Below are 21,424 nucleotides of genomic sequence, written 5' to 3'. Positions count from 1 at the left end.
GTCACGTGGTTGCCGCAGGAACTGACAGAGCGTCAGGTTTCTGCGGCAACTCCATTGACTTCTCACGCGATCCACACATCAATGCCCCCTGTCGGCACAGGACTTCAGGAGCTTCCGGAGGGGGCACATCCATGGGTTCGACGACTCGAAGACGCCGTATGGCGTCCTTTGTCGGGGCGACCGCACTCGCGGTCACCGCGGGCGGCGCACTGGCCTGTCCGGCCGGTGCCGCCACCAACGTGGACTTCGCCACGCACTGCATCCCGCCCGCGGTCGCGGGCATCCCACCGATCGACGGCACCACGACGGCCGCCATCGCCGTGGACAACACCAGCCCCAAGGTGGGCGACACCGTCACCGTGACCTACACGGTGGTCAAACCCGCCGCCAGCAACCCCACCGCCATCGCACTGCCGGCCGACATCATGACGCCGACCGGCAAGGTCACCCTCGGCGGGGCCCAGACCGGCGCCGTGACGGTCGCCGGACCGAAGAAGAACGACCCGGTGCCGGGCAACGGCGCCTTCCCGTCGTTCTCGATGACTGGCACCTTCAAGGTCACCTCACCCGGCGCGATCACCCTGTCGCCAGGCGACTACAACATCCACACCAGCTACATCCTCGAACTGGACACCCCCTGCACGGTGATCACCCCGCCCGCCCCGGTCTCCGAGACGGTCACTGCGACGGACGCGACCCCCGTCAACCAGCGGGACATCGCACTGGGTTCGGCCTCCGGGAAGCCCGGTGACAGCGTCACGGTCACCGGCAGCAAGTTCACCCCCGGTGCGGCGGTCACCCTGGCCGGGCGGGCCGGCGCCGCCCAGACCGCGGACACCGCCACCGTCACCGCCGACTCCTCGGGAACCTTCAGCGGATCACTCGTCGTCAAGGACAAGACGACGACCGGTGTCGTGGCGTACGAGGGCAGCGCGTGGAGCGACGCCAAGGGGGCCGGGCCGAAGGCGTACGTCGTCATCGACGACACACCCGTTCCCGCCGGCAGTCAGAAGGTCACCACCACGGTGAAGGCCGGCACGCTGTCCATGTCCCAGGCCGGGGACTCCGTCAGCCTCTCGCCGGTGGACTACGGCACGGGCGGGCCCTCGACCGGTGACCTGAACAAGGTGACCGTCAAGGACTTCCGCGGCGGACCCGCCGGCTGGTCACTCACCGGCAAGGTCACCGACTTCACCGGACCCGGCGCCAAGATCGACGCCGGTGCGCTGAGCTGGAGCCCCACCTGCGCCACCAAGGCGGGCAGCCCGAGCACCTGCCAGGCCGGTTCCGCCGGTCCGGTCGGATCCTCGGGGGCGACTCTCGCGTCCACGCCCAACGCCGCGCTCACCGGCGGCGAGTTCACCGCGGGCGCCGGACTCTCCCTGAACGTACCGGCGTTCACGCCTCCCGGCACGTACTCCGGCGTTCTCACCCTCACGCTCAGCTGACCGTACGGGCGCCCGCACCCGCCCGTCCGTCCTTCTCGCACCCGTGGGGGTCCGCACCCATGCGCAAGCTGTACGTCCTTCTCCCGGGCCTTCTCCTCAGCCTGTTCCTGGTCACGGCCGCCGCGCCCGCGTACGGCGCCGACAACGGCAGCTGGTCCGTGTATCCCGCCGCCTCGCAGATCGCCGCGCGGCCCTACTTCTATCTCTCCGCCGACCCCGGGCAGAGCATCGACGACAAGGTGGTCGTCAGCAACAGGACCGCTCGGCCGCTGACCTTCCGGCTCTACGCCGCCGACGCCTACAACACCGCCCGCGACGGCGGTTTCGCCGTGCGGACGATCGCCGAGAAGCAGCGCGGGGTCGGGGCCTGGGCAAAGCCCGCGAAGTCCCGGGTGACCGTCCCCGCGCACGGCAAGGTCACCGTGCCCTTCACGCTGTCGGTGCCCGAGGGCGCCGAACCGGGCGACCATCCCGGCGCGCTGGTGGCACTGGACGAACGGATCGACAAGGGCGACGGCGCGGTGGCGCTCGGGGTCCAGCGGGCCGTCGCGGCCCGGATCTACCTTCGCGTCGGCGGGCCCACCGTCCCGGCGATCGCCGTCGAGGACGTCCACGTCAGCCACCACCAGCCGCTGGTGCCGGGGTTGGGGGACAGCGGTGCGACGATCTCGTACACCCTGCGCAACACCGGCAACGTCACCCTGAACCCGAAGGTGGAGCTGCGGGCGACGGGACTGTTCGGGCGCACGCTGCTCGCCCGTGAACTCGCGCGCATCCCGGGAGAGTTGCTGCCCGGCCAGCGGGTGCGGCTGAGCGAGCCGTGGCGGGGCGCACCGCAACTCGACTGGGGTGACGTGAAGTTGACGGCGAGCGCGAAGGAAACGCGGGAGTCGGCGAGTGCGAGTTTCTTCGCCTTGCCGTGGTTGGTCGCCGTTGTTCTGTCGGTGGCGGTGATGGTGGGCGGGGGGTTGTGGGTTCGTTTGCGGGTGCGGGCCGGTGGGGGCTGGTCGCGCCCCGCGGCGGAGCCGCACATCGATGCAGCCCCGCGCCCCTGAAAGCCCTCCCGCGCCCCTCGCTCTAAAGCGCGTCCGGCCCGCGCTCGCCCGTCCGTACCCGTACGACCGTCTCCACCGGCAGCGCCCACACCTTGCCGTCGCCGATCTTGCCCGTGTGGGCGGCCTTGACGATCGCGTCGATGACGGCGTCCGAGTCGGCGTCGTCCACGACGACCTCGATGCGGACCTTGGGAACCAGGTCGACCTGGTACTCGGCGCCGCGGTACACCTCGGTGTGGCCGCGCTGACGGCCGTAGCCGCTGGCCTCGGTCACGGTCAGGCCGTGGACGCCGATCTCCTGGAGCGCGGTCTTGACCTCGTCGAGGCGGTACGGCTTGACGATCGCGGTGATGAGCTTCATGCCTGGGTCTTGACCTTCTGGGCGTGGGGGACGGAGGACGCGCCGACCGGGGCACCGTGGCCCAGGACGCCGTGATCGTATGCGGTCTCGGCGTGCACCGTAAGGTCCAGGCCGGTCTGCTCGTGCTCCTCGTCGGCCCGGAAGCCCAGCACCTTGTCGATCAGCTTCCCGATGCCGTACGTCACCAGGAAGGCGTACGCCCCCACGGCGACCACGGCCATCAACTGCTTGCCGAGCTGGGCGAGGCCGCCGCCGTAGAGCAGTCCCTCGGTGCCGCCGGTCATCTCCTTCACTGCGAACACGCCGATCAGGAGTGTGCCGATGACTCCGCCGACCAGGTGGACGCCGACGACGTCGAGTGAGTCGTCGTAGTTCAGCTTGAACTTCCAGCCCACCGCGTAGGAGCAGACGACACCGGCGGCGAGGCCGACGACGAGCGCGCCGAGGAGGGAGACCGAGCCGCAGGACGGGGTGATCGCGACCAGGCCCGCGACCGCGCCGGAGGCGGCGCCCAGGGTGGTGGGGTGGCCGTCGCGCTTCTGCTCGACGAAGAGCCAGCCGAGCAGGCCGGTGCAGCCGGCGGCGAGGGTGTTGAGGAAGGCGGCGGCGGCGAGGCCGTTGGCGCCGAGGGCCGAGCCCGCGTTGAAGCCGAACCAGCCGAACCAGAGGAGCCCGGCGCCGAGGACGACCATGGGGAGGTTGTGCGGGCGCATGGCGTCCTTCTTGAAGCCCAGACGCGGGCCGAGGACCAGCGCGAGGGCGAGACCGGAGGCGCCGGAGGTGATCTCGACGGGCAGACCGCCCGCGAAGTCGAGCGCGCCGAGCTTGTCCAGGACCCAGCCGCCCGGGCCCCACACCCAGTGGGCGACCGGAACGTATACCAGCAGCGCCCAGACCGGGACGAACACCAGCCACGCCCCGAACTTCGCGCGGTCCGCGATCGCGCCGCTGATCAGCGCCGCCGTGATGATCGCGAAGGTGAGCTGGAAGGTGGCGAAGAGGAGGGTGGGGACGGTGCCGTGGACGCTGTCGGGGCCGAGGCCGCCCATCCCGGCGTGCTCCAGGTCGCCGATCAGGCCGCCGAACGTGTCGTCGCCGAAGGCGAGGGAGTAGCCGGCGGCCAGCCACACCACCGTGACCAGGGCGATCGACACGAAGCTCATCATCAGCATGTTGAGGACGCTCTTCGTGCGGACCATGCCGCCGTAGAACAGGGCGAGCCCCGGGGTCATCAGCAGGACGAGAGCGGTGGCGGCGAGCAGCCAGGCGGTGTCACCGGTGTCGATACGCGCTGCTGCTTGTGCGGCGGCGAGGGGCATGGAGGTCTCCAACGAGGTGGGGGCTCGTCAGAGGGTCACCGGAGTGCGTTTCCGGTTGAGCACGTCGGTGTTTCCGTGATGTTTCATTGCGTGGAGGTTTCGGGAAGCTCACCGGAACGCGGGTGCTCGGGCGCTTGTACGGCGGGGCTCTGTGGATCAGGGAGAATGGGGCGCATGAGCGTTCGCAGTCAGTCATCCGAGCCGTCGGCCTCGTCGCAGGCACCCCACCGCGCCGGCTTCGCCTGTTTCGTGGGCCGCCCCAACGCGGGCAAGTCCACCCTCACGAACGCTCTCGTCGGGCAGAAGGTGGCGATCACCGCGAACCAGCCGCAGACGACGCGGCACACGGTGCGGGGGATCGTGCACCGGCCCGACGCCCAGCTGATCCTGGTCGACACCCCCGGGCTGCACAAGCCGCGCACGCTGCTGGGGGAGCGGCTGAACGACGTCGTACGCACCACGTGGGCCGAGGTCGACGTGATCGGGTTCTGTCTTCCGGCGAACGAGAAGCTCGGGCCCGGGGACCGTTTCATCGCGAAGGAACTCGCGGGGATCAAGAAGTCCCCGAAGGTCGCGATCATCACGAAGACGGACCTCGTCGACTCCAAGACGCTGGCCGAGCAGCTGATCGCCGTCGACCAGCTCGGCAAGGAGCTGGGCATCGAGTGGGCGGAGATCGTCCCGGTCTCCGCGACCGCCAACAAGCAGGTCGACCTGCTGGCGGACCTGCTGGTCCCGATGCTTCCCGAGGGCCCGGCGCTCTACCCCGAGGGCGACCTCACGGACGAGCCGGAGCAGGTCATGATCGCCGAGCTGATCCGCGAGGCCGCGCTGGAGGGCGTCCGCGACGAACTCCCGCACTCCATCGCGGTGGTCGTCGAGGAGATGCTCCCCCGAGAGGACCGCCCCGCCGACAAGCCCCTCCTCGACATCCACGCTTTCGTCTACATCGAGCGCCCCAGCCAGAAGGGCATCATCATCGGCCCCAAGGGCAAGCGCCTGAAGGAGGTCGGCATCAAGTCCCGCAAGCAGATCGAGGCCCTCCTCGGCACACCCGTCTTCCTGGACCTCCACGTCAAGGTGGCGAAGGACTGGCAGCGGGATCCTCGGCAGTTGCGGAAGCTGGGATTCTAGAGGCCTTTACGGAGTCGCCTCCTGCGGGGTCAGGTCCTGCAGCCCCACCACCCTCAGCAGTTGCAGTCGTTCGTACGCCTCCGTTCCCGGGCGGGCCGTGTGGACGACCAGGAGGTGGTGGTGTTCGTGGCTGACCATGACCTCGCAGTCGAGTTCCAGCAGGCCCACCACGGGGTGGACGAAGCGTTTCGTCGCCCTGTTGCGCTGGGACACCTCGTGTTCGTCCCACAGGCGCGCGAACTCCTCGCTGGCCGACCGGAGTTCGGTCACCAGCGCGGTCGGTTCCGGATCGTCGGGGCGGGCCGCGGCCACCGCGCGCAGGGTGGCGACCTGGGTGCGCGCGTGCTCCGCGAGGTCCTCCTCGGGGAAGAGCGTGCGCGCCGCGGGGTCCAGGAAGAAGCGCCGGACCAGGTTGCGATCGCGCCACGGCCGGGACATCGCGTCGCCCACCAGCGCCTTCGCCATCGCGTTCTGCGCCAGCACCTCGCCGCAGTCGTTCACCACCTGCGCCGGGGTGTCGTGCAGCCGGTCCAGGATCAGCAGCAGCCCCGGGCGGACATGCGCCGACGCCGTCTCACGGCGCGGCGGCTCCTCGCCGGTCAGGTGGAACAGATGGTCCTGCTCCACGTCGGTCAGGCGCAGCGCCCGGGCCAGCGCGGTCAGCATCTGACGGGACGGCCGCGGGCCCCGGGACTGCTCCAGCCGCGTGTAGTAGTCCACCGACATCCCCGCCAGCTGGGCCACCTCCTCGCGGCGCAGCCCGGGCGTGCGGCGCCGGGCGCCCGGCGACAGACCCACGTCGGACGGGTTCAGCCGGGCGCGGCCACGGCGCAGGAAGTCGGCGAGTTCGGCTCGGTTCACTCCTCCAGCGTGCGGCACCCGGTCCGGCTTATCCAGGGCCTGCCGATCCCCCGATCAAGAGGTCTCTCCCGGTGCCCGCCCGGCCGTTCCACGCTGGTCCGGACGAGAGGAGCAGCACATGCTGACACTGGTGACAGGTACGACGGGACAGGTCGGCCGGCGCTTTGTGCCCAGGCTGCTGGCGCAGTCCCGGCCCGGGATGGGGGTCCCCCCGCTCGAGCGAAGCCGAGAGTGGGGGAAGGTACGGGTGCTGGTGCGGGACACGGCCCGCGGTGAGCCCTTCGCCGAACTCGGCGCCGAGGTCGTCGTAGGAGATCTCCGCGATACGGACGTGCTCGGCAAGGCCGTCGCCGGGGTGGACGCGGTCGTGAACGTCGCCGCGTCTTTCCGGGGCGTGCCGGACGAGGAGGCCTGGGCCGTCAACCGGGACGCGGCCGTGGAACTGGGCCGTGCCGCGGTGGCTTCCGGCGTTCGACGGTTCGTGCAGGTCAGCACCGGTCTTGTGTACGGCCGGGGGCGCGGGCGCCCGGTGACGGAGGAGGACGAGAGCCGGCCCGGCGGGTCCATGTGGGGTGCCTATCCCGCGTCCAAGGCGGAGGCCGAGCGGGAGCTTTTCGCGCTGGAGGGGCTCGACGTGCGGGTCGGGCGGCTTCCCTTCGTCTACGGCGAGGGGGATCCGCATCTCGCCCAGTCCCTGATGTGGGCGAAGAACTGGGCGTCGACCCAGCGGCTGCACATGGGGCACCATGCGGATGTCGCCCAGGGGCTGTTGCGGATCCTGCACGCACCGGGGATCTCGGGGCGGGTGTACAACATCGCCGACGACGCGCCTGTGACGGCGGTGGAGTTGTATCAGCTCAACGGGGTGGAGATCCCGGGTGAGTTGTACGAGCGGGTCGATCCCGATCCGTGGCTGGTGATCATGTCCACCGAGCGGATTCGGCGGGAGCTGGGGTATCGGCCGGTGTATCCGTCGGTTTATGCAGCTCGGGAGGCCGGGGCGTTGTGATGCTTCGGCCGGTGGGCGTGTGCGGGTCGTCGTGGCTTGTCGCGCCCGCGCGGCGGAGCCGCACATCGATACAGTCCCGCGCCCCTGACGGCCTCTAGTCGACGTTTTTTATACGGCCGACCAGCACCGCCCCCGCCAACCCCACCACCGCCGCCACCCCGTACAGCACCCGGTATCCCCCCAGGTGCGTGACGATCGGTGCGGCGATGGCGGGGGCGGCCACCTGGGGCAGCGAGTTGGCCACGTTGATGACGCCCAGGTCCTTGCCCCGGTCGAGAGCCGTCGGCAGGACGTCCGTCATCAGCGCGAAGTCGACCGACATGAACACCCCGAGGCCCACCCCCAGCAGCGCCGCCACGACGATCGCGCTCGGCCAGGTCTGCCACACGGCGAGCACTCCCGTGGCCACCGCCATCAGCACGCCGGACCAGCGCACGAACGGCTTGCGGCGGCCCACCCGGTCCGACCAGACGCCGCCCACGACCACGGTGGCCAGCAGCGCCACGCTGTCCACCGCGGTCAGGATCAGCACGCCCCGCTCGGGGTCGTCGTAGTGCAGGCGGTCCCGCAGGTAGTACAGCAAATACAGAAGCACCAGCGCGTTGCTGAGGTTGATCAGGAAGCGGGTCACCCAGGCCCAGGCGAAGTCCGGGTACCGGCGCGGGCTCAGCCAGAAGCCGCGCGCGAACGACCGCCAGGACCAGGTGGGACGGTCCGCGGGCCTCAGTGTGAGGTCCCGGTGGCGGAGCACGTACGGCAGGACGCCCGCCAGCGTGAACACCGCGCAGGCGGCATAGCCCGCCGCGATCCCGCCCGCCGCCGTCGCGAGACCCGTGCCGGCGACCGCGCCCAGGATCTGCGCCGCCCCGATCCAGCCGCCCACCGCGCCCCGCTGGAACCGCGGCACCCGGTCCGGGACGGCTGCCGTGACCGCCGCGAAGGACGCGTTCAGGGTCAGCTGGACCAGACACCAGCCCAGCGTCATGACCCACAGCCCGCCCGCCCCGGCGAGCAGCAGAAGCGACAGCGCGCCGCCCGCCGCACCGGCCACGATCCACGGGCTGCGGCGGCCCCAGCGGGCCGTGGTGCGGTCCGAGAGCGCGCCGAAGAACGGGTTCGCCGCCAGCGACACCACCGCGGCCACCCCGGTCACCCAGGCCAGCAGGGTCTCCTTCGACATACCGGTGCCGGGCGCGAAGTCCTCCGCCTGCCGGGCCAGCAGGATCTGGAGGGGGCCGTACCAGCCCACCCAGATCGCCACGTTGGCCAGCGAGAGGGACGCGGTCCAGCCCTTGCCGACGCGTTCGACGGGCTCCGAGAGGGCCGTGCTCACCGCTGTGTCCGGAGCAGCTCCCGGTACCACGCGTACGACGCCTTCGGGGTCCTGGCCAGCGTCTCGAAGTCGACGTGCACCAGCCCGAACCGGCGCGCGTACCCCTCAGCCCACTCGAAGTTGTCCATCAGCGACCACACGAAGTACCCGCGTACGTCCACGCCCGCCTCGACCGCCCTGTGGAGGGCGCGGATGTGGCCGTCCAGGTAGGAGATCCGGTCCTGGTCGTCGACGCCCTCGTAGGAACAGCCGTTCTCGGTGATGACGACGGGCGGGAGACGGTCGCCGTAGCGCTCGTGGAAGGTGGTGAGGAGTTCGGTGAGCCCCTCGGGCACCACCGGCCAGCCGAAGTCCGTCACCGGGACGCCCTCGATCTCCTGGACGGAGAAGGGGAGTTCGGCCGGGATCGTCAGTCCGCCGAACTCGATGTCCTCGCCCTGCGGGGCGCCCACACGGGTCGGGGCGTAGTAGTTGACGCCGTAGAAGTCGAGCGGCTCGCTGATGACCTTGAGGTCGGCGGCCACGTCGCCCGGCATCAACTCACCCAGTCCTGAAGGGTATTCACCCAGCAGGACCGGCTCGGCGAACAGCCGGTTCAGCAGCAGGTCGTAGAAGTCCGCCGCCTCCAGATCCGGTTGCTCCTGGGAGGCCGGCCAGGTCGGGCCGTGCGAGTTGGCGATCCCGATGTCCGTGGCGCCGGCCGCGCGCAGGGCCTGGACGGCCAGGCCGTGGCCCAGGAGCTGGTGGTGGGCGGCGGGCAGCGCGTCGAACATCAGCTGCTTGCCCGGGGCGTGGGCGCCGAGCGCGTGGCCGAACAGGGTGTGCTCGGCGGGCTCGTTGAGGGTGATCCACTTCTTGACGCGGTCGCCGAGCCGGTCGGCCACCAGGGACACGTACTCGGCGAACCGGGAGGCCGTGTCCCGCTCCAGCCAGCCGCCCCCCTCCTGAAGCGTCACCGGCAGGTCCCAGTGGAAGAGCGTCGGGACCGGACGTACGCCCGCCGCGACCAGTTCGTCCACGAGACGGTCGTAGAAGTCGAGACCGCCCTCGGAGCGCACCCGCGGCCAGGAGATGGAGAAGCGGTACGCGTCCACGCCCAGGCCGGCCAGGAGGGAGACGTCCTCGCGGTAGCGGTGGTAGTGGTCGCAGGCCACCGCCGCCGTCGAGCCGTCCTTCACCCGTCCCGGTTCGGCCGTGAAGGTGTCCCACACGGACCGCTCGCGCTTGTCCGCCGCGCCCTCGATCTGATGGGCCGAGGTGGAGACGCCCCACAGGAAGCCGGCCGGGAACTGGGGGAGGGGATGCTCTTGAGTCGCCATGCGCCGGATCATCCGTACCGGCGGGTAGGGAAGTCAACGGGCAGGCGGGAACAAGCAGTTACGCGCCCTCTTTGAGTACTTTCGAGATCAGCTGCCGCTGCTCCTCCGTCAGCCGGGGATCGGCCGCGTACACCGTCCTGCCGTCCACGGTGATCTCGTAGCTGAAGCCGTCCGGAACCCCGATGGGACGGGTGCCCCGGCCGGCGGCGAGGGCCTTCTCGGCCAGGGCCTGCCATTCGTGGGCATCGGGCCGCCCGGAGGTGTCGACCTCCTTGTGCCGCTCGATGCCCGCGAACCCGCCCGTGCGCCGCACCTGAATACGCATGGGTCCCTGTCTAGTACGAACTCACAGGATCCGCACCCCGACCTGCTCCCAGGCCTTCGACACGGCCTGGAGTTCGTCGCCCTCGCTGAAGCGGGCCTTCGCCGCCGCGACCGTGAGCTTCGCGAAGTCGGTGAACAGGGCCCGCGCGGAGAGCTCGCCGCCGGTCAGGACGTCGTACCAGATCTGTCCCGCCTTCTCCCAGGCGTGGCCGCCGAGGGCGCTCGCGACCAGGTAGAACGCGTGGTTGGGGATACCGGAGTTGATGTGCACGCCACCGTTGTCGCGGCCGGTGCGGACGTAGTCGTCCATCGTCGCCGGCTGCGGGTCCTTGCCGAGCACGTCGTCGTCGTACGCCGTACCCGGCGCCTTCATCGAGCGCAGTGCCTTGCCGGAGACGCTGGGCGCGAGCAGGCCCGCGCCGATCAGCCAGTCGGCCTCCGCGGCGGTCTGGCCGAGCGTGTACTGCTTGATGAGCGAGCCGAAGACATCGGACATCGACTCGTTGAGGGCGCCCGGCTGCCCGTAGTACGTGAGGTTCGCCGTGTGCTGCGTGACGCCGTGGGTGAGTTCGTGGCCGATGACGTCGATCGGGATGGTGAAGTCGAGGAAGATCTCGCCGTCGCCGTCGCCGAACACCATCTGCTCGCCGTTCCAGAAGGCGTTGTTGTAGTTCTCGTCGAAGTGGACGGTGGCGTCGAGCGGGAGGCCGTCGCCGTCGATGGAGTGGCGCGCGTAGGCCTTCAGGTAGAGGTCGAAGGTGGCGCCGAGACCGGCGTAGGCGCGGTTGACCGTGGCGTCCTGGCCGGGCTCGGAGCCCTCGGCGCGGACCTTGCTGCCCGGCAGGCCGGTCTGGTGACCGGCGTCGTAGACGGTCCGCAGCGGGCGGTCCGACGGCGCCTTCGCCGTCGGCGCGGCCGCGAGGCCGAACTCGGTCGTCACACGGCGGCGGCCGCGCAGCTCGCTGTCGCGCATCAGGGTGCGCCGGGCGGGACCGGAGAGTGCGGGGTCGTCGTTGCGGGCCAGCTTGTCCAGGACGTGTGGCGGTACGACGGTGCAGAAGACGGGCTCGAAGCCCCCGTTGGTCGTCATGCCCGGCACCCTTGCACTGAGTCATGACTGTGTCACTAGCCGCAACCATGATTGGTGAAATATACGGACAGGGAAGCGCACGCTCCGTGACGAAGTGGTATGGCGCACTTTTTGTCCGCTTCACTCCCTTTCGATTCCCTGGTCCCGCATACTGATACAGCACCCCGCACCGAGAGCGGCTCCGCTAGCATTCTGCGCATCATGCGTTTCGGGCTGCTTCTTCTTAGCTGCCGCGGCGAGGGCCTGTAGTCCAGGTCGACTCCCTCCCCGCGGAGCTTCGCGTTGCGTGTCGGCCGTCCTTCCCGGACATCCTGAGGAGCCCCGCAATCATGGCGAACCGCCAGCAGCCCACCACCATGCCGATCCACAAGTACGGCCAGTACGAGCAGGTCGACATCCCGGACCGCACCTGGCCGAACAACCGGATCACCGTCGCCCCCCGCTGGCTCTCCACCGACCTGCGCGACGGCAACCAGGCCCTGATCGACCCGATGTCGCCCGAGCGCAAGCGCCGGATGTTCGACCAGCTGGTCAAGATGGGCTACAAGGAGATCGAGGTCGGCTTCCCGGCCTCCGGTCAGACCGACTTCGACTTCGTCCGCTCCATCGTCGAGGAGCCGGGCGCGATCCCCGACGACGTCACGATCTCCGTACTGACACAGGCCCGCGAGGACCTGATCGAGCGGACCGTCGAGTCGCTGAAGGGCGCCAAGCGCGCCACCGTCCACCTGTACAACGCCACCGCTCCCGTCTTCCGCCGCGTGGTCTTCCGCGGCTCCAGGGACGACATCAAGCAGATCGCCGTCGACGGCACCCGCCTGGTGATGGAGTACGCGGAGAAGCTGCTGGGCCCGGAGACGGAGTTCGGCTACCAGTACAGCCCCGAGATCTTCACCGACACCGAGCTGGACTTCGCCCTGGAGGTCTGCGAGGCGGTGATGGACGTCTACCAGCCGGGTCCGGGCCGCGAGATCATCCTCAACCTGCCCGCCACGGTGGAGCGTTCGACCCCCTCCACGCACGCGGACCGCTTCGAGTGGATGCACCGCAACCTCTCCCGCCGCGAGTACGTGTGCATCTCGATCCACCCGCACAACGACCGCGGCACCGCCGTCGCCGCCGCCGAGCTGGCGCTGATGGCCGGCGCCGACCGCGTCGAGGGCTGTCTGTTCGGACAGGGCGAGCGCACCGGCAACGTCGACCTGGTCACCCTGGGCATGAACCTGTTCTCGCAGGGCGTCGACCCGCAGATCGACTTCTCCGACATCGACGAAATCCGTCGTACGTGGGAGTACTGCAACCAGATGGAGGTCCACCCGCGCCACCCGTACGTGGGCGACCTGGTCTACACGTCCTTCTCCGGCTCCCACCAGGACGCCATCAAGAAGGGCTTCGACGCCATGGAGGCCGACGCGGCCGCGAAGGGCGTCACCGTCGACGACATCGAGTGGGCGGTGCCGTACCTGCCGATCGACCCCAAGGACGTCGGCCGCTCCTACGAGGCCGTCATCCGCGTCAACTCGCAGTCCGGCAAGGGCGGTATCGCCTACGTCCTGAAGAACGACCACAAGCTGGACCTGCCGCGCCGGATGCAGATCGAGTTCTCGAAGCTCATCCAGGCCAAGACGGACGCCGAGGGCGGTGAGGTCACCGGGTCCGCCATCTGGGCGGTCTTCCAGGACGAGTACCTGCCCAACCCCGAGAACCCGTGGGGCCGTATCCAGGTCAAGAACGGGCAGTCTACGACCGACACGGACGGCGTGGACACGCTGAAGGTGGAGGCCACCGTGGACGGCGTCGACACCGTCCTGACCGGCTCGGGCAACGGCCCGATCTCGGCCTTCTTCGACGCGCTGGCCAAGGTCGGCATCGACGCCCGGCTGCTGGACTACCAGGAGCACACGATGAGCGAGGGCGCCTCCGCGCAGGCCGCCTCCTACATCGAATGCGCGATCGACGGCAAGGTTCTGTGGGGAATCGGGATCGACGCGAACACGACGCGTGCGTCGCTGAAGGCGGTCGTCTCCGCCGTCAACCGAGCCGCTCGATAATCACCCTGACCGGCGGTTTCGGGGCCTTGGTCGCTGCATACGGCGATCAAGGCCCCGTCGTTTATCGGCCATCGGCGCGTGGAGGTCACGGGTAGGTCTCGTCGGGGGTGCTGACTCCGCCTCACTCATGTGGCTAACATCACGCAAGCGCGGCGATGTTGCCGCGAGGTTACGCGGAGGTGCGACGTGCTGCCAGAACGGGGACGAAACGGCCGTGCCACCAGGCCTGCGCGCCTCCTGGGTACCCGTACCGCGTGGACGACCGTCGGCGACGGCGAGTTCTTCTGCCCCGGCTGCGGGGGCGACCGCAACTTCCGGCGGCTGACGGGCCGTCGCCGTCTCGTCCTCCTGGGCGTCCCGGTGCTGCCGCGCGGCGACACCGGCCCGGTGGTGGAATGCGCGGCCTGCGGGCGCCACTTCGGCACCGACGTCCTCGACCACCCGACCACGACCCGTTTCTCGGCCATGCTCCGCGACGCCGTCCACACGGTCGCGCTCGCAGTCCTGGCGGCGGGCGGCACCTGCTCGCGCACCTCGCTGGAGACCGCGGCCGCCACGGTCCGCGCGGCGGGCTTCGACGACTGCACCGAGGGCCAGCTGGAGGCCCTGGTCGAGGCCCTCGCCGAGGACACCGGCCGGGTCTACGACCGCCCCTGCGGGGCCGGCCTCGCCATAGAGCTCCACGAGGCCCTCGACCCGCTCGCCCCCCACCTCGCCCCGCCGGGCCGCGAGTCGATCCTCCTCCAGGCGGCCCGCATCGCCCTCGCGGACGGCCCGTACACCCCGGCGGAGCGGGACGTCCTCACGACGGTGGGCTCGGCCCTGACGATCTGCGCGGACGACGTGGCACGGCTCCTGGCAGCGGCGCGGACGCCGTCCTGACGCTTTTGCCGTGGGCTCGGCCCTGACAACGTGACCAGGCTGCTCGTGACGGGCCCGGACGCCCTCCTGATACTCCCCGGGGAGTAGTCCGCGCCCCGGGTCACCCGTGGCAGTAGCCCCCGACTCGCCCTCCCGCCCGACGAACTGCGGGCCTTGCGCCGGGAGTCTGGAAGCGATTCAGACGTCCGACCGGAGGGAGGCCCGTCATGGGGGCCGCAAAGATGAGCGCACGGCGACGACGTGCCCTGCCCTGGCTCGTGCTGGGGCTGTGGATCGTCGTGCTGGCGGCCGTGTCGCCGTTCGCGTCGAAGCTTGCGGACGTGCAGCGGGACCGGGCCGTGGACTATCTGCCGGCGAGCGCGGACTCGACGCAGGTCGCGAAGATCCAGGACCGGCTGCCCGGGGGCGAGGCCACGCAGATGGTCGTCGTCTACCACCGGGACGGGGGGCTGACGGCGGCCGACAGGGCGACCGCGGCCGGGCAGATCGGGCGGATCGCGGACGCGCACCCGCTCACCGCCGAGCCGCAGGGCATTCCGTCCAAGGACGGGACCACCGTGATGTATCCCGTCGCCAGCACCGAGCCGGGCACCGACGAGAAGGCCCGCGACCTCCTCGTCAACGACGTGCGCGACATCGCGAAGGGCGGGAACGGGCTCGGCGTCGAGGTCGGCGGGGAAGGGGCGCTCGCCACCGATGCGGGCGAGGTCTACGACTCGCTCGGCGGCCCGCTGCTCTACACCACCGCCGCGGTGGTCGCGCTGCTGCTGATCGTCATCTACCGCAGCCCGCTGCTGTGGCTGGTGCCGCTCGGGGTCGCGGGAATGTCGGAGTTCCTGGCGCGGGCCGTCGCCTACGGCCTCCACCAGGGGTTCGGGACCGCCGTCACCGGTCAGAGCGGCGGCATCATGACGATCCTCGTGTTCGGCGCCGGCACCGACTACGCGCTGCTGCTCGTCTCCCGGTACCGGGAGGAGCTACGGCGCACCGAGCGGCCGTACGACGCCATGGCGGCCGCGCTGAAGGGCTGCGGGCCCGCCGTACTCGCCTCCTCCGGGACCGTGGCCGCGGGACTGCTGTGCCTGCTCGCTGCCGACCTCAACAGCAGCCGCGGAATGGGCCCGTTGGGGACGGTCGGGGTGCTGGTCGCGCTCGCCGCGATGATGACGCTGCTGCCCGCGGTCCTCGTCCTGCTGGGGCGGCGCGTCTTCTGGCCGCTCGTGCCCCGCTACGGCAGCATCCCCAAGGTCCGCCGGTCGCTGTTCGCCGCGATGGGCAGCTCGGCCGGACGGCGGCCGCTCACCGTGCTGGCCGGCGGGGCCGTGCTGCTCGGGGCGCTCGCGCTGGGCGTGCTGAACCTGCCCGGCAGCCTCAAGCAGGAGGACTCCTTCACCAGCAGGCCCGACGCGGTCGCTGCCATGGAGACGCTCGCCGAGGCCTACCCGGAGCGGGGCACCCAGCCCATCACCGTCATCGCCCCGGCCGACCGCGCCGACGCGGCCCTCGCCGCGGCCCGCGGCACCGCGGGTGTCGACAGTGCGCGCAAGGGCCGTACCGGAGACGGCTGGACCGAGATCTCCGTCACCGCGAGGAACGCTCCCCAGTCCGCCGGGGAGACCGCGACCATCAAGGCCCTGCGGAACGGACTCGACGGCTCCTACGTCGGCGGGCCCAGTGCCCAGCAGCTCGACCTGAAGGACACCAACGCCCGGGACCGGACGATCGTCGTGCCGATCGTCCTCGTCTCTGTGCTGCTCATCCTGATCGTCCTGCTGCGGTCCCTCGTCGCGCCGCTGCTCCTCGTGGCGGCCGTGGTCGCCGTGTGGGCCGCGGCCCTCGGCATCGGCGGACTGGTCTTCGGGCCGGTGTTCGGGTTCGAGGGCACCGATCCCGGGCTCGGGCTGCTGTCCTTCGTGTTCCTGGTCGCCCTCGGCGTCGACTACGGCATCTTCCTGATGCACCGCATGCGCGAGGAGTCCCTGGCCGGCGCCGAACCGGTCACCGCCGCCCTCACCGTGCTGCGGACCACGGGCGGGGTCATCGCCTCCGCCGGACTCGTCCTCGCGGCCACCTTCGCGGTGCTCACCAACATGCCGCTGGTCCAACTCGTGGAGCTGGGCTTCGTGATCGCGGTGGGCGTCCTCCTCGACACCTTCCTCGTCCGCACCTACCTGGTCACCAGCGCGGCCGTCGCGCTGGGGCGGAAAGTGTGGTGGCCGGGGGCACTGTCCCGGGCGCCCGAGCCGCCGGTCCGGACCGAGCGCCAGCCGGAACCCGTGTGACGAGGTCGCTCCTGGGCGCCCTTCCCTCCCGGAAGGGCGCCCTCCGCCCCGAGGATGACACCGTGCACCAGACCACGAGGCCCCGGCTGGGGGACCGGATCATGGCGGCGGTCAACCGCGACCCGCGGACCACCCCCCACGGCACCCGCAACGACGCGCTCCTCGCCGTCGTGCTGGCGGTGGCGGCCGTGTGCGCCGGCCTGTTCATCGACGACGGCCGCCGCCCGGACGCCCTCGGCTGGACGCTGCTGCTCGCCGCCCACGTGCCGCTCGTGTGGCGCCGCCGCCGTCCGCTGCTCGTGCTGGCCGCGATGGTGGCGCTGATTGCGCCGTACCACGCCCTCGACAACAACCACGCGGCCCCCACCCTCGTCGCCTACGTCGCCCTCTACACGGTCGCCGTCACCGGCCGCCCTCTGCGGACGGTCCTGACGGGCGCCGTCGTGCTGAGTGTCTCGCTGACCGTGATGCTCACCGTCAACGCCCACCGGGCCCTCGAACTGCTGCAGACCTCCGGCTGGATCATCGCCGTCCTCTTCTGCGGCATCGACGTCCGCTACTACCGCCAGTACGTCGCCTCCATCGTCGAGCGCGCCGTCCGCGCCGAACGCACCCGCGAGGAGGAGGCCCGCCGCCGGGTCGCCGAGGAACGGCTGCGCATCGCCCGCGACCTGCACGACCTGCTCGCCCACAGCATCACCCTGATCGGCGTCCAGACCTCCGTCGCCGCGCACGTCCTGGCCGCCGACCCCGAGCGCCTGGACCGGGAGGCGGTCGCCACCGCACTCGACGACATCTCCGAGACCTGCCGCACCGCGCGCGGTGAGCTCCGTACGACGCTGGAGGTGCTGCGCGACCACGGCCCCGCGGACACCCGTGGCCCGCTGCCCGGCCTCGACGGTCTGCCCGACCTCGTCGCGGCGGCACGCCTCGCGGGCGCCCGCGTCGAACAGGACCTGAGCATCCGCGCCGATCCACCGCCCGCCGTCGGCGCCGCCGCCTACCGGATCGTCCAGGAGGCGCTCACCAACGCGGTCCGGCACGCGGGCCCCACCCCCGCCGTACGCCTGAGGCTGTACGACGAACCGGGCGCCCTGCGGGTGTCGGTGACCGACGACGGCACCGGGCCCGTCCCGGGCGGCAGCCCCGGCTTCGGACTGGTCGGCATGCGGGAGCGGGCCCGCAGTGTCGGTGGCACACTCGACGCCGGACCACGCCCGGACGGCGGGTTCGAGGTGACGGCGGCGCTGCCGCTCACCGTGGGGGAGGGAACCGTATGACCATCCGCGTGCTGCTCGCCGACGACCAGACCCTGGTGCGGGCCGCGTTCGCCATGCTCGTCGAGTCGGCGCGGGACATGGAGGTCGTCGCACAGGCGGGCAGCGGACGGGAGGCCGTGGAGGCGGTCCGCGCGGTGCGGCCCGACCTGGTGGTCATGGACATCCGCATGCCCGACCTCGACGGCATCGAGGCGACCCGGCTCATCGCGGCCGACGAGGAGCTCGCCGGGGTGCGGGTGCTCGTCCTGACCACCTACGACACCGACGAGAACATCGTCGAGGCGCTGCGCGCGGGGGCCTCGGGCTTCCTGGTGAAGGACACCCGGCCGGCCGAACTCCTCGACGCCATCCGCACGGTGGCGGCCGGCGAGGCGCTGCTGTCCCCGGGACCGACGGGACGGCTGATCGAGCGGTTCCTGCGCAGCCCCTCGGTGCCGGCGCCGGGTGGTGGGCCCGAGTGCCTCTCCGACCGGGAGCGCGAGGTGCTGGCCCTGGTCGCGCGGGGCCTCAACAACACCGAGATCGCGGGCGCACTGGGCCTGAGCCCCCTCACCGCGAAGACCCACGTCAGCCGGATCATGGGGAAGCTGGGGGCGCGGGACCGGGCCCAACTGGTCATCGTGGCGTACGAGTCGGGCATGGTCACTCCGTGGGCCACAGAGACCCGCGGACAGTGAGGGGGCGCCGACCCCTGTACGGCGCCCCCCGAGCTGTCCCGCTACTGCACCTGCTGGTATGTCGTGTCCTCGTCGGAGTCGTAGATCAGCTTGCCCCCCTTGTCGTAGCCCTTGATGTGCGGGTTCCTGGTGACCTGTTCGGTCAGGGTGCCGGAGGCGACGAACCAACCGTGGTCGAGGACCGCCTCGCCGCCGACGCCGCCGTACGAGACGGTCACCTTGGCCACGCTCGGTTCGACCGTGCCGATGAAGCCCCAGCTGAACGGCAGTTTCCAGTGGCCCTTGTCCAGGAACGACTGCTGGTAGAGCTTGTTGGCGTTGATGTCGGCCAGCACGGGCGGGGAGTCCGACTGCCGGTCGCTGCCGCTGCTGATGTTGTACCCGGAGGCTTCGCCGTCCTTGATGTTGCAGATCAGCCGGATCTGCTTCGGCTTCTCCTGCACGGCGACCACGAAGATGCCGTCACCGGGTGAGTTGCTGTCGCCGGTGCTGTTGACCGCCAGGATGATCCGGTAGTCCTCGGCCTTGCCCGGATCCGAGCCGTGGGCCCCCTGGGCGATGTTCCGCCGTTGCAGCGCGAGGCACTTGTCGAGCCCGTCCACGGCCTGCTCCAGCGTGATTCCGTCCCGGAGCTGCCCCGCCGTGGCCGGTCCCGCCGGCCCGCTGGGCGTGGGGGAGGGGGTGGGTGTCGGTGTGGCACTCGCCGACGCCGTGGGTGTCGTCGCCGTGTCGGCCGACCCCGTCCCCGCGCCGCCCACCGCGAACGCCCCCACTGGTACCGCGGCCAGGGCCACCAGAGCCGCCCCGGTCACCGCCACCCGCCGCCGTCGCTCGACCACGCCCTGGCGGCGGATCTGCGGATACGGCACCGGCGAGGGCCGGATCGTGTACGCGTCCTCGGAGAGCAGCTCCCGCAGTCGCTCCTCGAAGTCCCGCTCCTCTTCGCTCATTTGGTGCCTCCCTGCGGTGCGCGGTCCATGACCTGCGCGAGCCCCGGATACGTACGCAGCTTCGCCAGTCCCTTGGACGCCTGGCTCTTGACGGTGCCCTGTGAGCAGCCGAGCACCTCGGCGGCCTCCGCCTCCGACAGGTCCTCCCAGTAGCGCATCACCACCACGGCCCGCTGCCTGGGCGGCAGTTGGGCCAGGGCGGCCATCAGCACCCCGCGTTCGTCGACCCGGGCCACCGCCTCGTCGCGGCCCGCCCGCTCCGGCGGTGCGTCGGTCAGCGACTCCTTGACCCGCCGCTTGCGGAAGCGGTCGCTGTTGCAGGTGACGAGCATCCGGCGGACGTACGCCTCCGGGTTGTCGCTGCCCGCCACGCGCCGCCAGGAGCGGTACGCCTTCGCCAGCGCCGTCTGCGTCAGGTCCTCGGCGAGATGGGCGTCGCCGGTGAGCAGATAGGCGGTCCGCACGAGGTGCGACCACCTGGCTCTGACGAATTCCTGGAACCGGTCCTCTTGTTCGGCCTGCATCTTCTGGCACCCTCCCTCGCCCACCAGACCACGGTGGGGGCGGATTCGGTTGCCCGAGCGTCGATGACGGGTTCGAATGAGGTCATGAAGGGGTGGGACGAACACGACCCGGGCGTCCTGCGGCTGCCGTCCGGGCGTCTGGTGCGGGGCCGCGGCCTGCGGCACCCGCTGGATCCGGCCGCGCCGGCACCGTCGTACGGCGTCTATCTGCTCGGCGGCACTCCGCCGGAGGTCCCCTGGGCCTCCCGCTGGGTCCGCTGGCCGGACTTCCGCCTGCCGGCGGACCACAGCGAGGCCCGCGAGGTCCTGGTCGACGCCTGGGAACGGTCGGCCGCCGAGCGGGTCGAGATCGCCTGCGGAGGCGGCCGCGGCCGCACCGGAACGGCCCTGGCCTGTCTGGCGGTGCTGGACGGAGTGCCCCCGGAGGAGGCGGTCGCGTACGTGCGCGAGCACTACGACCGCCGCGCGGTGGAGACACCCTGGCAGCGGCGGTACGTCCGGCGGTTCTGACCGGTCAGCCCAGGGCGCCGGCGACCACCGCGGCCGCGTCGGCGACCAGCGCGTCGACCCGTACGGCGTCCTGCGCGGGCATCGTCGACAGCACGGACAGGACGATCGGGTCACCGGCCCCGGTCCAGACGACACCGACGTCGTTGTTGGTGCCGTAGGAGCCGCCGCCCGTCTTGTCGGCGACGGTCCACGTCTTCGGCAGGCCTGCGTGGAAGCGGTCGACGCTGGTCGTGTTGCTCAGCAGCCAGTGCGTGAGCAGCTCCCGGTCCCGCCGGTCCAGCGCGTCGCCGAGGACCAGCCGGCCGTAGGTGCGGCCGATGGCGTACGGGCTCGTCGTGTCCGTGTGCCGCCACGGCTCGGCGGTGTTGAGCTCGGGCTCCCAGCGGTCGAGGCGGGTGATCCGGTCGCCGAGGGAGCGGGCGAAACGGGTGATCGCGGTGGGGCCGCCGAGTTCGCGCAGGAGGAGGTTGCCGGCCGTGTTGTCGCTGTAGGTGATGGCCACTTCGGCGAGCTCGGCGATCGTCATGCCCTCGGCGAGGTGCGCCTCGGTCTGGTCCGAGCCCGGGATCACCAGGTCGTCCTCGGTGTAGTGGATCCGCCGGGCGAGCACCTCGCCGTCGCGGTCGAGATCGCGCAGGACGGCGGCGGCCGCGAGGGCCTTGAACACGGAGCACATCGGGAAGCGCTCGTCGGCGCGGTACCGGACGGACCGCCTGGCCGTGAGGTGGTGCGCGAAGACGCCGAGCCGGGCGTCGTACCGCTCCTCCAGCGCGCGCAGCCGGGTGCCGACGGCGTCCTCGGCGGCGTACGCGGTCGTGCCGGTCAGGACGGTGGCCGTGCCGGCGGCCAGGAGGGCGCGGCGGGACAGTTTTCCGGAGCCTAAGATCTTTCTCTCCTTCGCTCGGGGACGGAAGCCGATCTCTTCAGTGATCGACGCCGTCGGTCATCCCTTGGTTGCACCGCCGTAGACCATCGGCCGACGGACAGGGCCGCCCGCGGCCGACACAGTGGCGGC

The 21,424-nt window shown here is 71.1% G+C and carries 20 protein-coding genes; 10 read left to right on the top strand and 10 right to left on the bottom strand.

Going from position 1 to position 21,424, the window contains the following annotated elements:
- Positions 1-131 precede the first annotated feature (131 nt).
- Together ACIRP7_RS00350 and ACIRP7_RS00345 are read left to right on the top strand one after the other, a co-directional pair.
- Positions 132-1,448, top strand: a complete 1,317-nt coding sequence (locus ACIRP7_RS00350; protein WP_403651825.1) for a beta-xylosidase — start codon at positions 132-134, stop codon at positions 1,446-1,448.
- A gap of 59 nt (positions 1,449-1,507) precedes the next feature.
- Positions 1,508-2,503 carry a WxL protein peptidoglycan domain-containing protein gene (locus tag ACIRP7_RS00345; protein ID WP_403651822.1) on the top strand — a complete coding sequence of 332 codons (996 nt, stop codon included), beginning with the start codon at positions 1,508-1,510 and terminating at the stop codon, positions 2,501-2,503.
- A 22-nt stretch (positions 2,504-2,525) separates the two neighbouring features.
- On the opposite strand, the gene ACIRP7_RS00340 is transcribed toward ACIRP7_RS00345, so the two are convergent.
- Both ACIRP7_RS00340 and ACIRP7_RS00335 read right to left on the bottom strand, forming a co-directional pair.
- Positions 2,526-2,864 carry a P-II family nitrogen regulator gene (locus ACIRP7_RS00340; RefSeq protein WP_356017762.1) on the bottom strand — a complete coding sequence of 113 codons (339 nt, stop codon included), beginning with the start codon at positions 2,862-2,864 and terminating at the stop codon, positions 2,526-2,528.
- Positions 2,861-4,183, bottom strand: a complete 1,323-nt coding sequence (locus tag ACIRP7_RS00335; RefSeq protein ID WP_403651819.1) for an ammonium transporter — start codon at positions 4,181-4,183, stop codon at positions 2,861-2,863. Before ACIRP7_RS00335 ends, ACIRP7_RS00340 begins: the two co-directional genes overlap by 4 nt.
- 165 nt (positions 4,184-4,348) lie before the next feature.
- Here ACIRP7_RS00335 and era point away from each other — a divergent pair, with 165 nt between their 5' ends.
- Positions 4,349-5,317, top strand: coding sequence for a GTPase Era (gene era / locus ACIRP7_RS00330; protein WP_403651816.1), 969 nt, complete (start codon positions 4,349-4,351; stop codon positions 5,315-5,317).
- Between the two features lie 6 nt (positions 5,318-5,323).
- Here the strand turns inward: era and ACIRP7_RS00325 are convergent, their stop codons facing one another.
- Positions 5,324-6,178 carry a helix-turn-helix transcriptional regulator gene (locus tag ACIRP7_RS00325; RefSeq protein WP_403651813.1) on the bottom strand — a complete coding sequence of 285 codons (855 nt, stop codon included), beginning with the start codon at positions 6,176-6,178 and terminating at the stop codon, positions 5,324-5,326.
- A gap of 118 nt (positions 6,179-6,296) precedes the next feature.
- Here ACIRP7_RS00325 and ACIRP7_RS00320 point away from each other — a divergent pair, with 118 nt between their 5' ends.
- Positions 6,297-7,187 carry an NAD-dependent epimerase/dehydratase family protein gene (locus tag ACIRP7_RS00320; RefSeq protein ID WP_403651811.1) on the top strand — a complete coding sequence of 297 codons (891 nt, stop codon included), beginning with the start codon at positions 6,297-6,299 and terminating at the stop codon, positions 7,185-7,187.
- A 94-nt stretch (positions 7,188-7,281) separates the two neighbouring features.
- Here ACIRP7_RS00320 and ACIRP7_RS00315 read toward each other — a convergent pair whose 3' ends face one another.
- Genes ACIRP7_RS00315 through ACIRP7_RS00300 form a run of 4 tightly spaced genes read right to left on the bottom strand, consistent with a single transcriptional unit; the run spans position 7,282 to position 11,253 of the window.
- The gene (locus ACIRP7_RS00315) at positions 7,282-8,520 is read right to left on the bottom strand and encodes an MFS transporter (protein WP_403651808.1); all 1,239 of its coding nucleotides are present in this window, start codon (positions 8,518-8,520) and stop codon (positions 7,282-7,284) included.
- Entirely contained in the window at positions 8,517-9,839 is a 1,323-nt protein-coding gene (locus ACIRP7_RS00310; protein WP_403651805.1) for a GH1 family beta-glucosidase, read from the bottom strand. The genes ACIRP7_RS00315 and ACIRP7_RS00310 overlap by 4 nt, the downstream gene beginning before the upstream one ends.
- A gap of 58 nt (positions 9,840-9,897) precedes the next feature.
- Positions 9,898-10,164 (bottom strand): protealysin inhibitor emfourin, encoded by a 267-nt coding sequence (locus ACIRP7_RS00305; protein WP_352383775.1) that lies wholly within the window; start codon positions 10,162-10,164, stop codon positions 9,898-9,900.
- Between the two features lie 21 nt (positions 10,165-10,185).
- A complete protein-coding gene (locus ACIRP7_RS00300) occupies positions 10,186-11,253 on the bottom strand; it encodes a M4 family metallopeptidase (protein WP_403651802.1) in 1,068 nt (355 codons plus the stop codon).
- A gap of 329 nt (positions 11,254-11,582) precedes the next feature.
- On the opposite strand from ACIRP7_RS00300, the gene leuA reads away from it, so the two are divergent.
- From leuA to ACIRP7_RS00275, 5 genes are all read left to right on the top strand, one after another.
- Complete coding sequence (gene leuA, locus ACIRP7_RS00295) at positions 11,583-13,304, top strand: 2-isopropylmalate synthase (RefSeq protein WP_403651799.1); 1,722 nt, start codon at positions 11,583-11,585, stop codon at positions 13,302-13,304.
- Between the two features lie 186 nt (positions 13,305-13,490).
- Positions 13,491-14,186, top strand: coding sequence for a TerB family tellurite resistance protein (locus ACIRP7_RS00290; RefSeq protein ID WP_403651796.1), 696 nt, complete (start codon positions 13,491-13,493; stop codon positions 14,184-14,186).
- 206 nt (positions 14,187-14,392) lie between these two features.
- The gene (locus ACIRP7_RS00285) at positions 14,393-16,468 is read left to right on the top strand and encodes an MMPL family transporter (RefSeq protein WP_403651793.1); all 2,076 of its coding nucleotides are present in this window, start codon (positions 14,393-14,395) and stop codon (positions 16,466-16,468) included.
- Positions 16,465-17,748: a sensor histidine kinase gene (locus ACIRP7_RS00280; RefSeq protein WP_403651790.1), complete on the top strand. Its 1,284-nt coding sequence runs from the start codon at positions 16,465-16,467 to the stop codon at positions 17,746-17,748. The genes ACIRP7_RS00285 and ACIRP7_RS00280 overlap by 4 nt, the downstream gene beginning before the upstream one ends.
- On the top strand, positions 17,745-18,425 hold the full coding sequence (locus tag ACIRP7_RS00275; protein WP_403651788.1) for a response regulator: 681 nt from the start codon (positions 17,745-17,747) through the stop codon (positions 18,423-18,425). Before ACIRP7_RS00280 ends, ACIRP7_RS00275 begins: the two co-directional genes overlap by 4 nt.
- Before the next feature lie 41 nt (positions 18,426-18,466).
- Here ACIRP7_RS00275 and ACIRP7_RS00270 read toward each other — a convergent pair whose 3' ends face one another.
- Together ACIRP7_RS00270 and ACIRP7_RS00265 are read right to left on the bottom strand one after the other, a co-directional pair.
- Entirely contained in the window at positions 18,467-19,375 is a 909-nt protein-coding gene (locus ACIRP7_RS00270) for a hypothetical protein (protein ID WP_403651785.1), read from the bottom strand.
- Positions 19,372-19,899: a SigE family RNA polymerase sigma factor gene (locus ACIRP7_RS00265; RefSeq protein WP_403651782.1), complete on the bottom strand. Its 528-nt coding sequence runs from the start codon at positions 19,897-19,899 to the stop codon at positions 19,372-19,374. The genes ACIRP7_RS00270 and ACIRP7_RS00265 overlap by 4 nt, the downstream gene beginning before the upstream one ends.
- 63 nt (positions 19,900-19,962) lie before the next feature.
- On the opposite strand from ACIRP7_RS00265, the gene ACIRP7_RS00260 reads away from it, so the two are divergent.
- Entirely contained in the window at positions 19,963-20,409 is a 447-nt protein-coding gene (locus tag ACIRP7_RS00260; RefSeq protein ID WP_403651779.1) for a protein phosphatase, read from the top strand.
- A gap of 4 nt (positions 20,410-20,413) precedes the next feature.
- Here the strand turns inward: ACIRP7_RS00260 and bla are convergent, their stop codons facing one another.
- Positions 20,414-21,295, bottom strand: coding sequence for a class A beta-lactamase (bla, locus tag ACIRP7_RS00255; protein ID WP_403652991.1), 882 nt, complete (start codon positions 21,293-21,295; stop codon positions 20,414-20,416).
- Positions 21,296-21,424: the final 129 nt, after the last annotated feature.

Source organism: Streptomyces sp. NPDC102270 (assembly GCF_044766405.1).
Lineage (GTDB): Bacteria > Actinomycetota > Actinomycetes > Streptomycetales > Streptomycetaceae > Streptomyces.
This window is presented reverse-complemented; position numbering and strand designations above follow the sequence as displayed.

Bases quoted from the DNA above. Each gene is read 5' to 3' on its own strand.
- ACIRP7_RS00285 (WP_403651793.1), top strand. From the start codon at position 14,393: ATGGGGGCCGCAAAGATGAGCGCACGGCGACGACGTGCCCTGCCCTGG.
- ACIRP7_RS00305 (WP_352383775.1), bottom strand. From the start codon at position 10,164: ATGCGTATTCAGGTGCGGCGCACGGGCGGGTTCGCGGGCATCGAGCGG.
- era (WP_403651816.1), top strand. From the start codon at position 4,349: ATGGGGCGCATGAGCGTTCGCAGTCAGTCATCCGAGCCGTCGGCCTCG.
- ACIRP7_RS00300 (WP_403651802.1), bottom strand. From the start codon at position 11,253: ATGACGACCAACGGGGGCTTCGAGCCCGTCTTCTGCACCGTCGTACCG.
- ACIRP7_RS00265 (WP_403651782.1), bottom strand. From the start codon at position 19,899: ATGCAGGCCGAACAAGAGGACCGGTTCCAGGAATTCGTCAGAGCCAGG.
- ACIRP7_RS00345 (WP_403651822.1), top strand. From the start codon at position 1,508: ATGCGCAAGCTGTACGTCCTTCTCCCGGGCCTTCTCCTCAGCCTGTTC.
- ACIRP7_RS00275 (WP_403651788.1), top strand. From the start codon at position 17,745: ATGACCATCCGCGTGCTGCTCGCCGACGACCAGACCCTGGTGCGGGCC.
- leuA (WP_403651799.1), top strand. From the start codon at position 11,583: ATGGCGAACCGCCAGCAGCCCACCACCATGCCGATCCACAAGTACGGC.
- ACIRP7_RS00310 (WP_403651805.1), bottom strand. From the start codon at position 9,839: ATGGCGACTCAAGAGCATCCCCTCCCCCAGTTCCCGGCCGGCTTCCTG.
- ACIRP7_RS00335 (WP_403651819.1), bottom strand. From the start codon at position 4,183: ATGCCCCTCGCCGCCGCACAAGCAGCAGCGCGTATCGACACCGGTGAC.
- ACIRP7_RS00320 (WP_403651811.1), top strand. From the start codon at position 6,297: ATGCTGACACTGGTGACAGGTACGACGGGACAGGTCGGCCGGCGCTTT.
- ACIRP7_RS00350 (WP_403651825.1), top strand. From the start codon at position 132: ATGGGTTCGACGACTCGAAGACGCCGTATGGCGTCCTTTGTCGGGGCG.
- ACIRP7_RS00340 (WP_356017762.1), bottom strand. From the start codon at position 2,864: ATGAAGCTCATCACCGCGATCGTCAAGCCGTACCGCCTCGACGAGGTC.
- ACIRP7_RS00270 (WP_403651785.1), bottom strand. From the start codon at position 19,375: ATGAGCGAAGAGGAGCGGGACTTCGAGGAGCGACTGCGGGAGCTGCTC.
- ACIRP7_RS00260 (WP_403651779.1), top strand. From the start codon at position 19,963: ATGACGGGTTCGAATGAGGTCATGAAGGGGTGGGACGAACACGACCCG.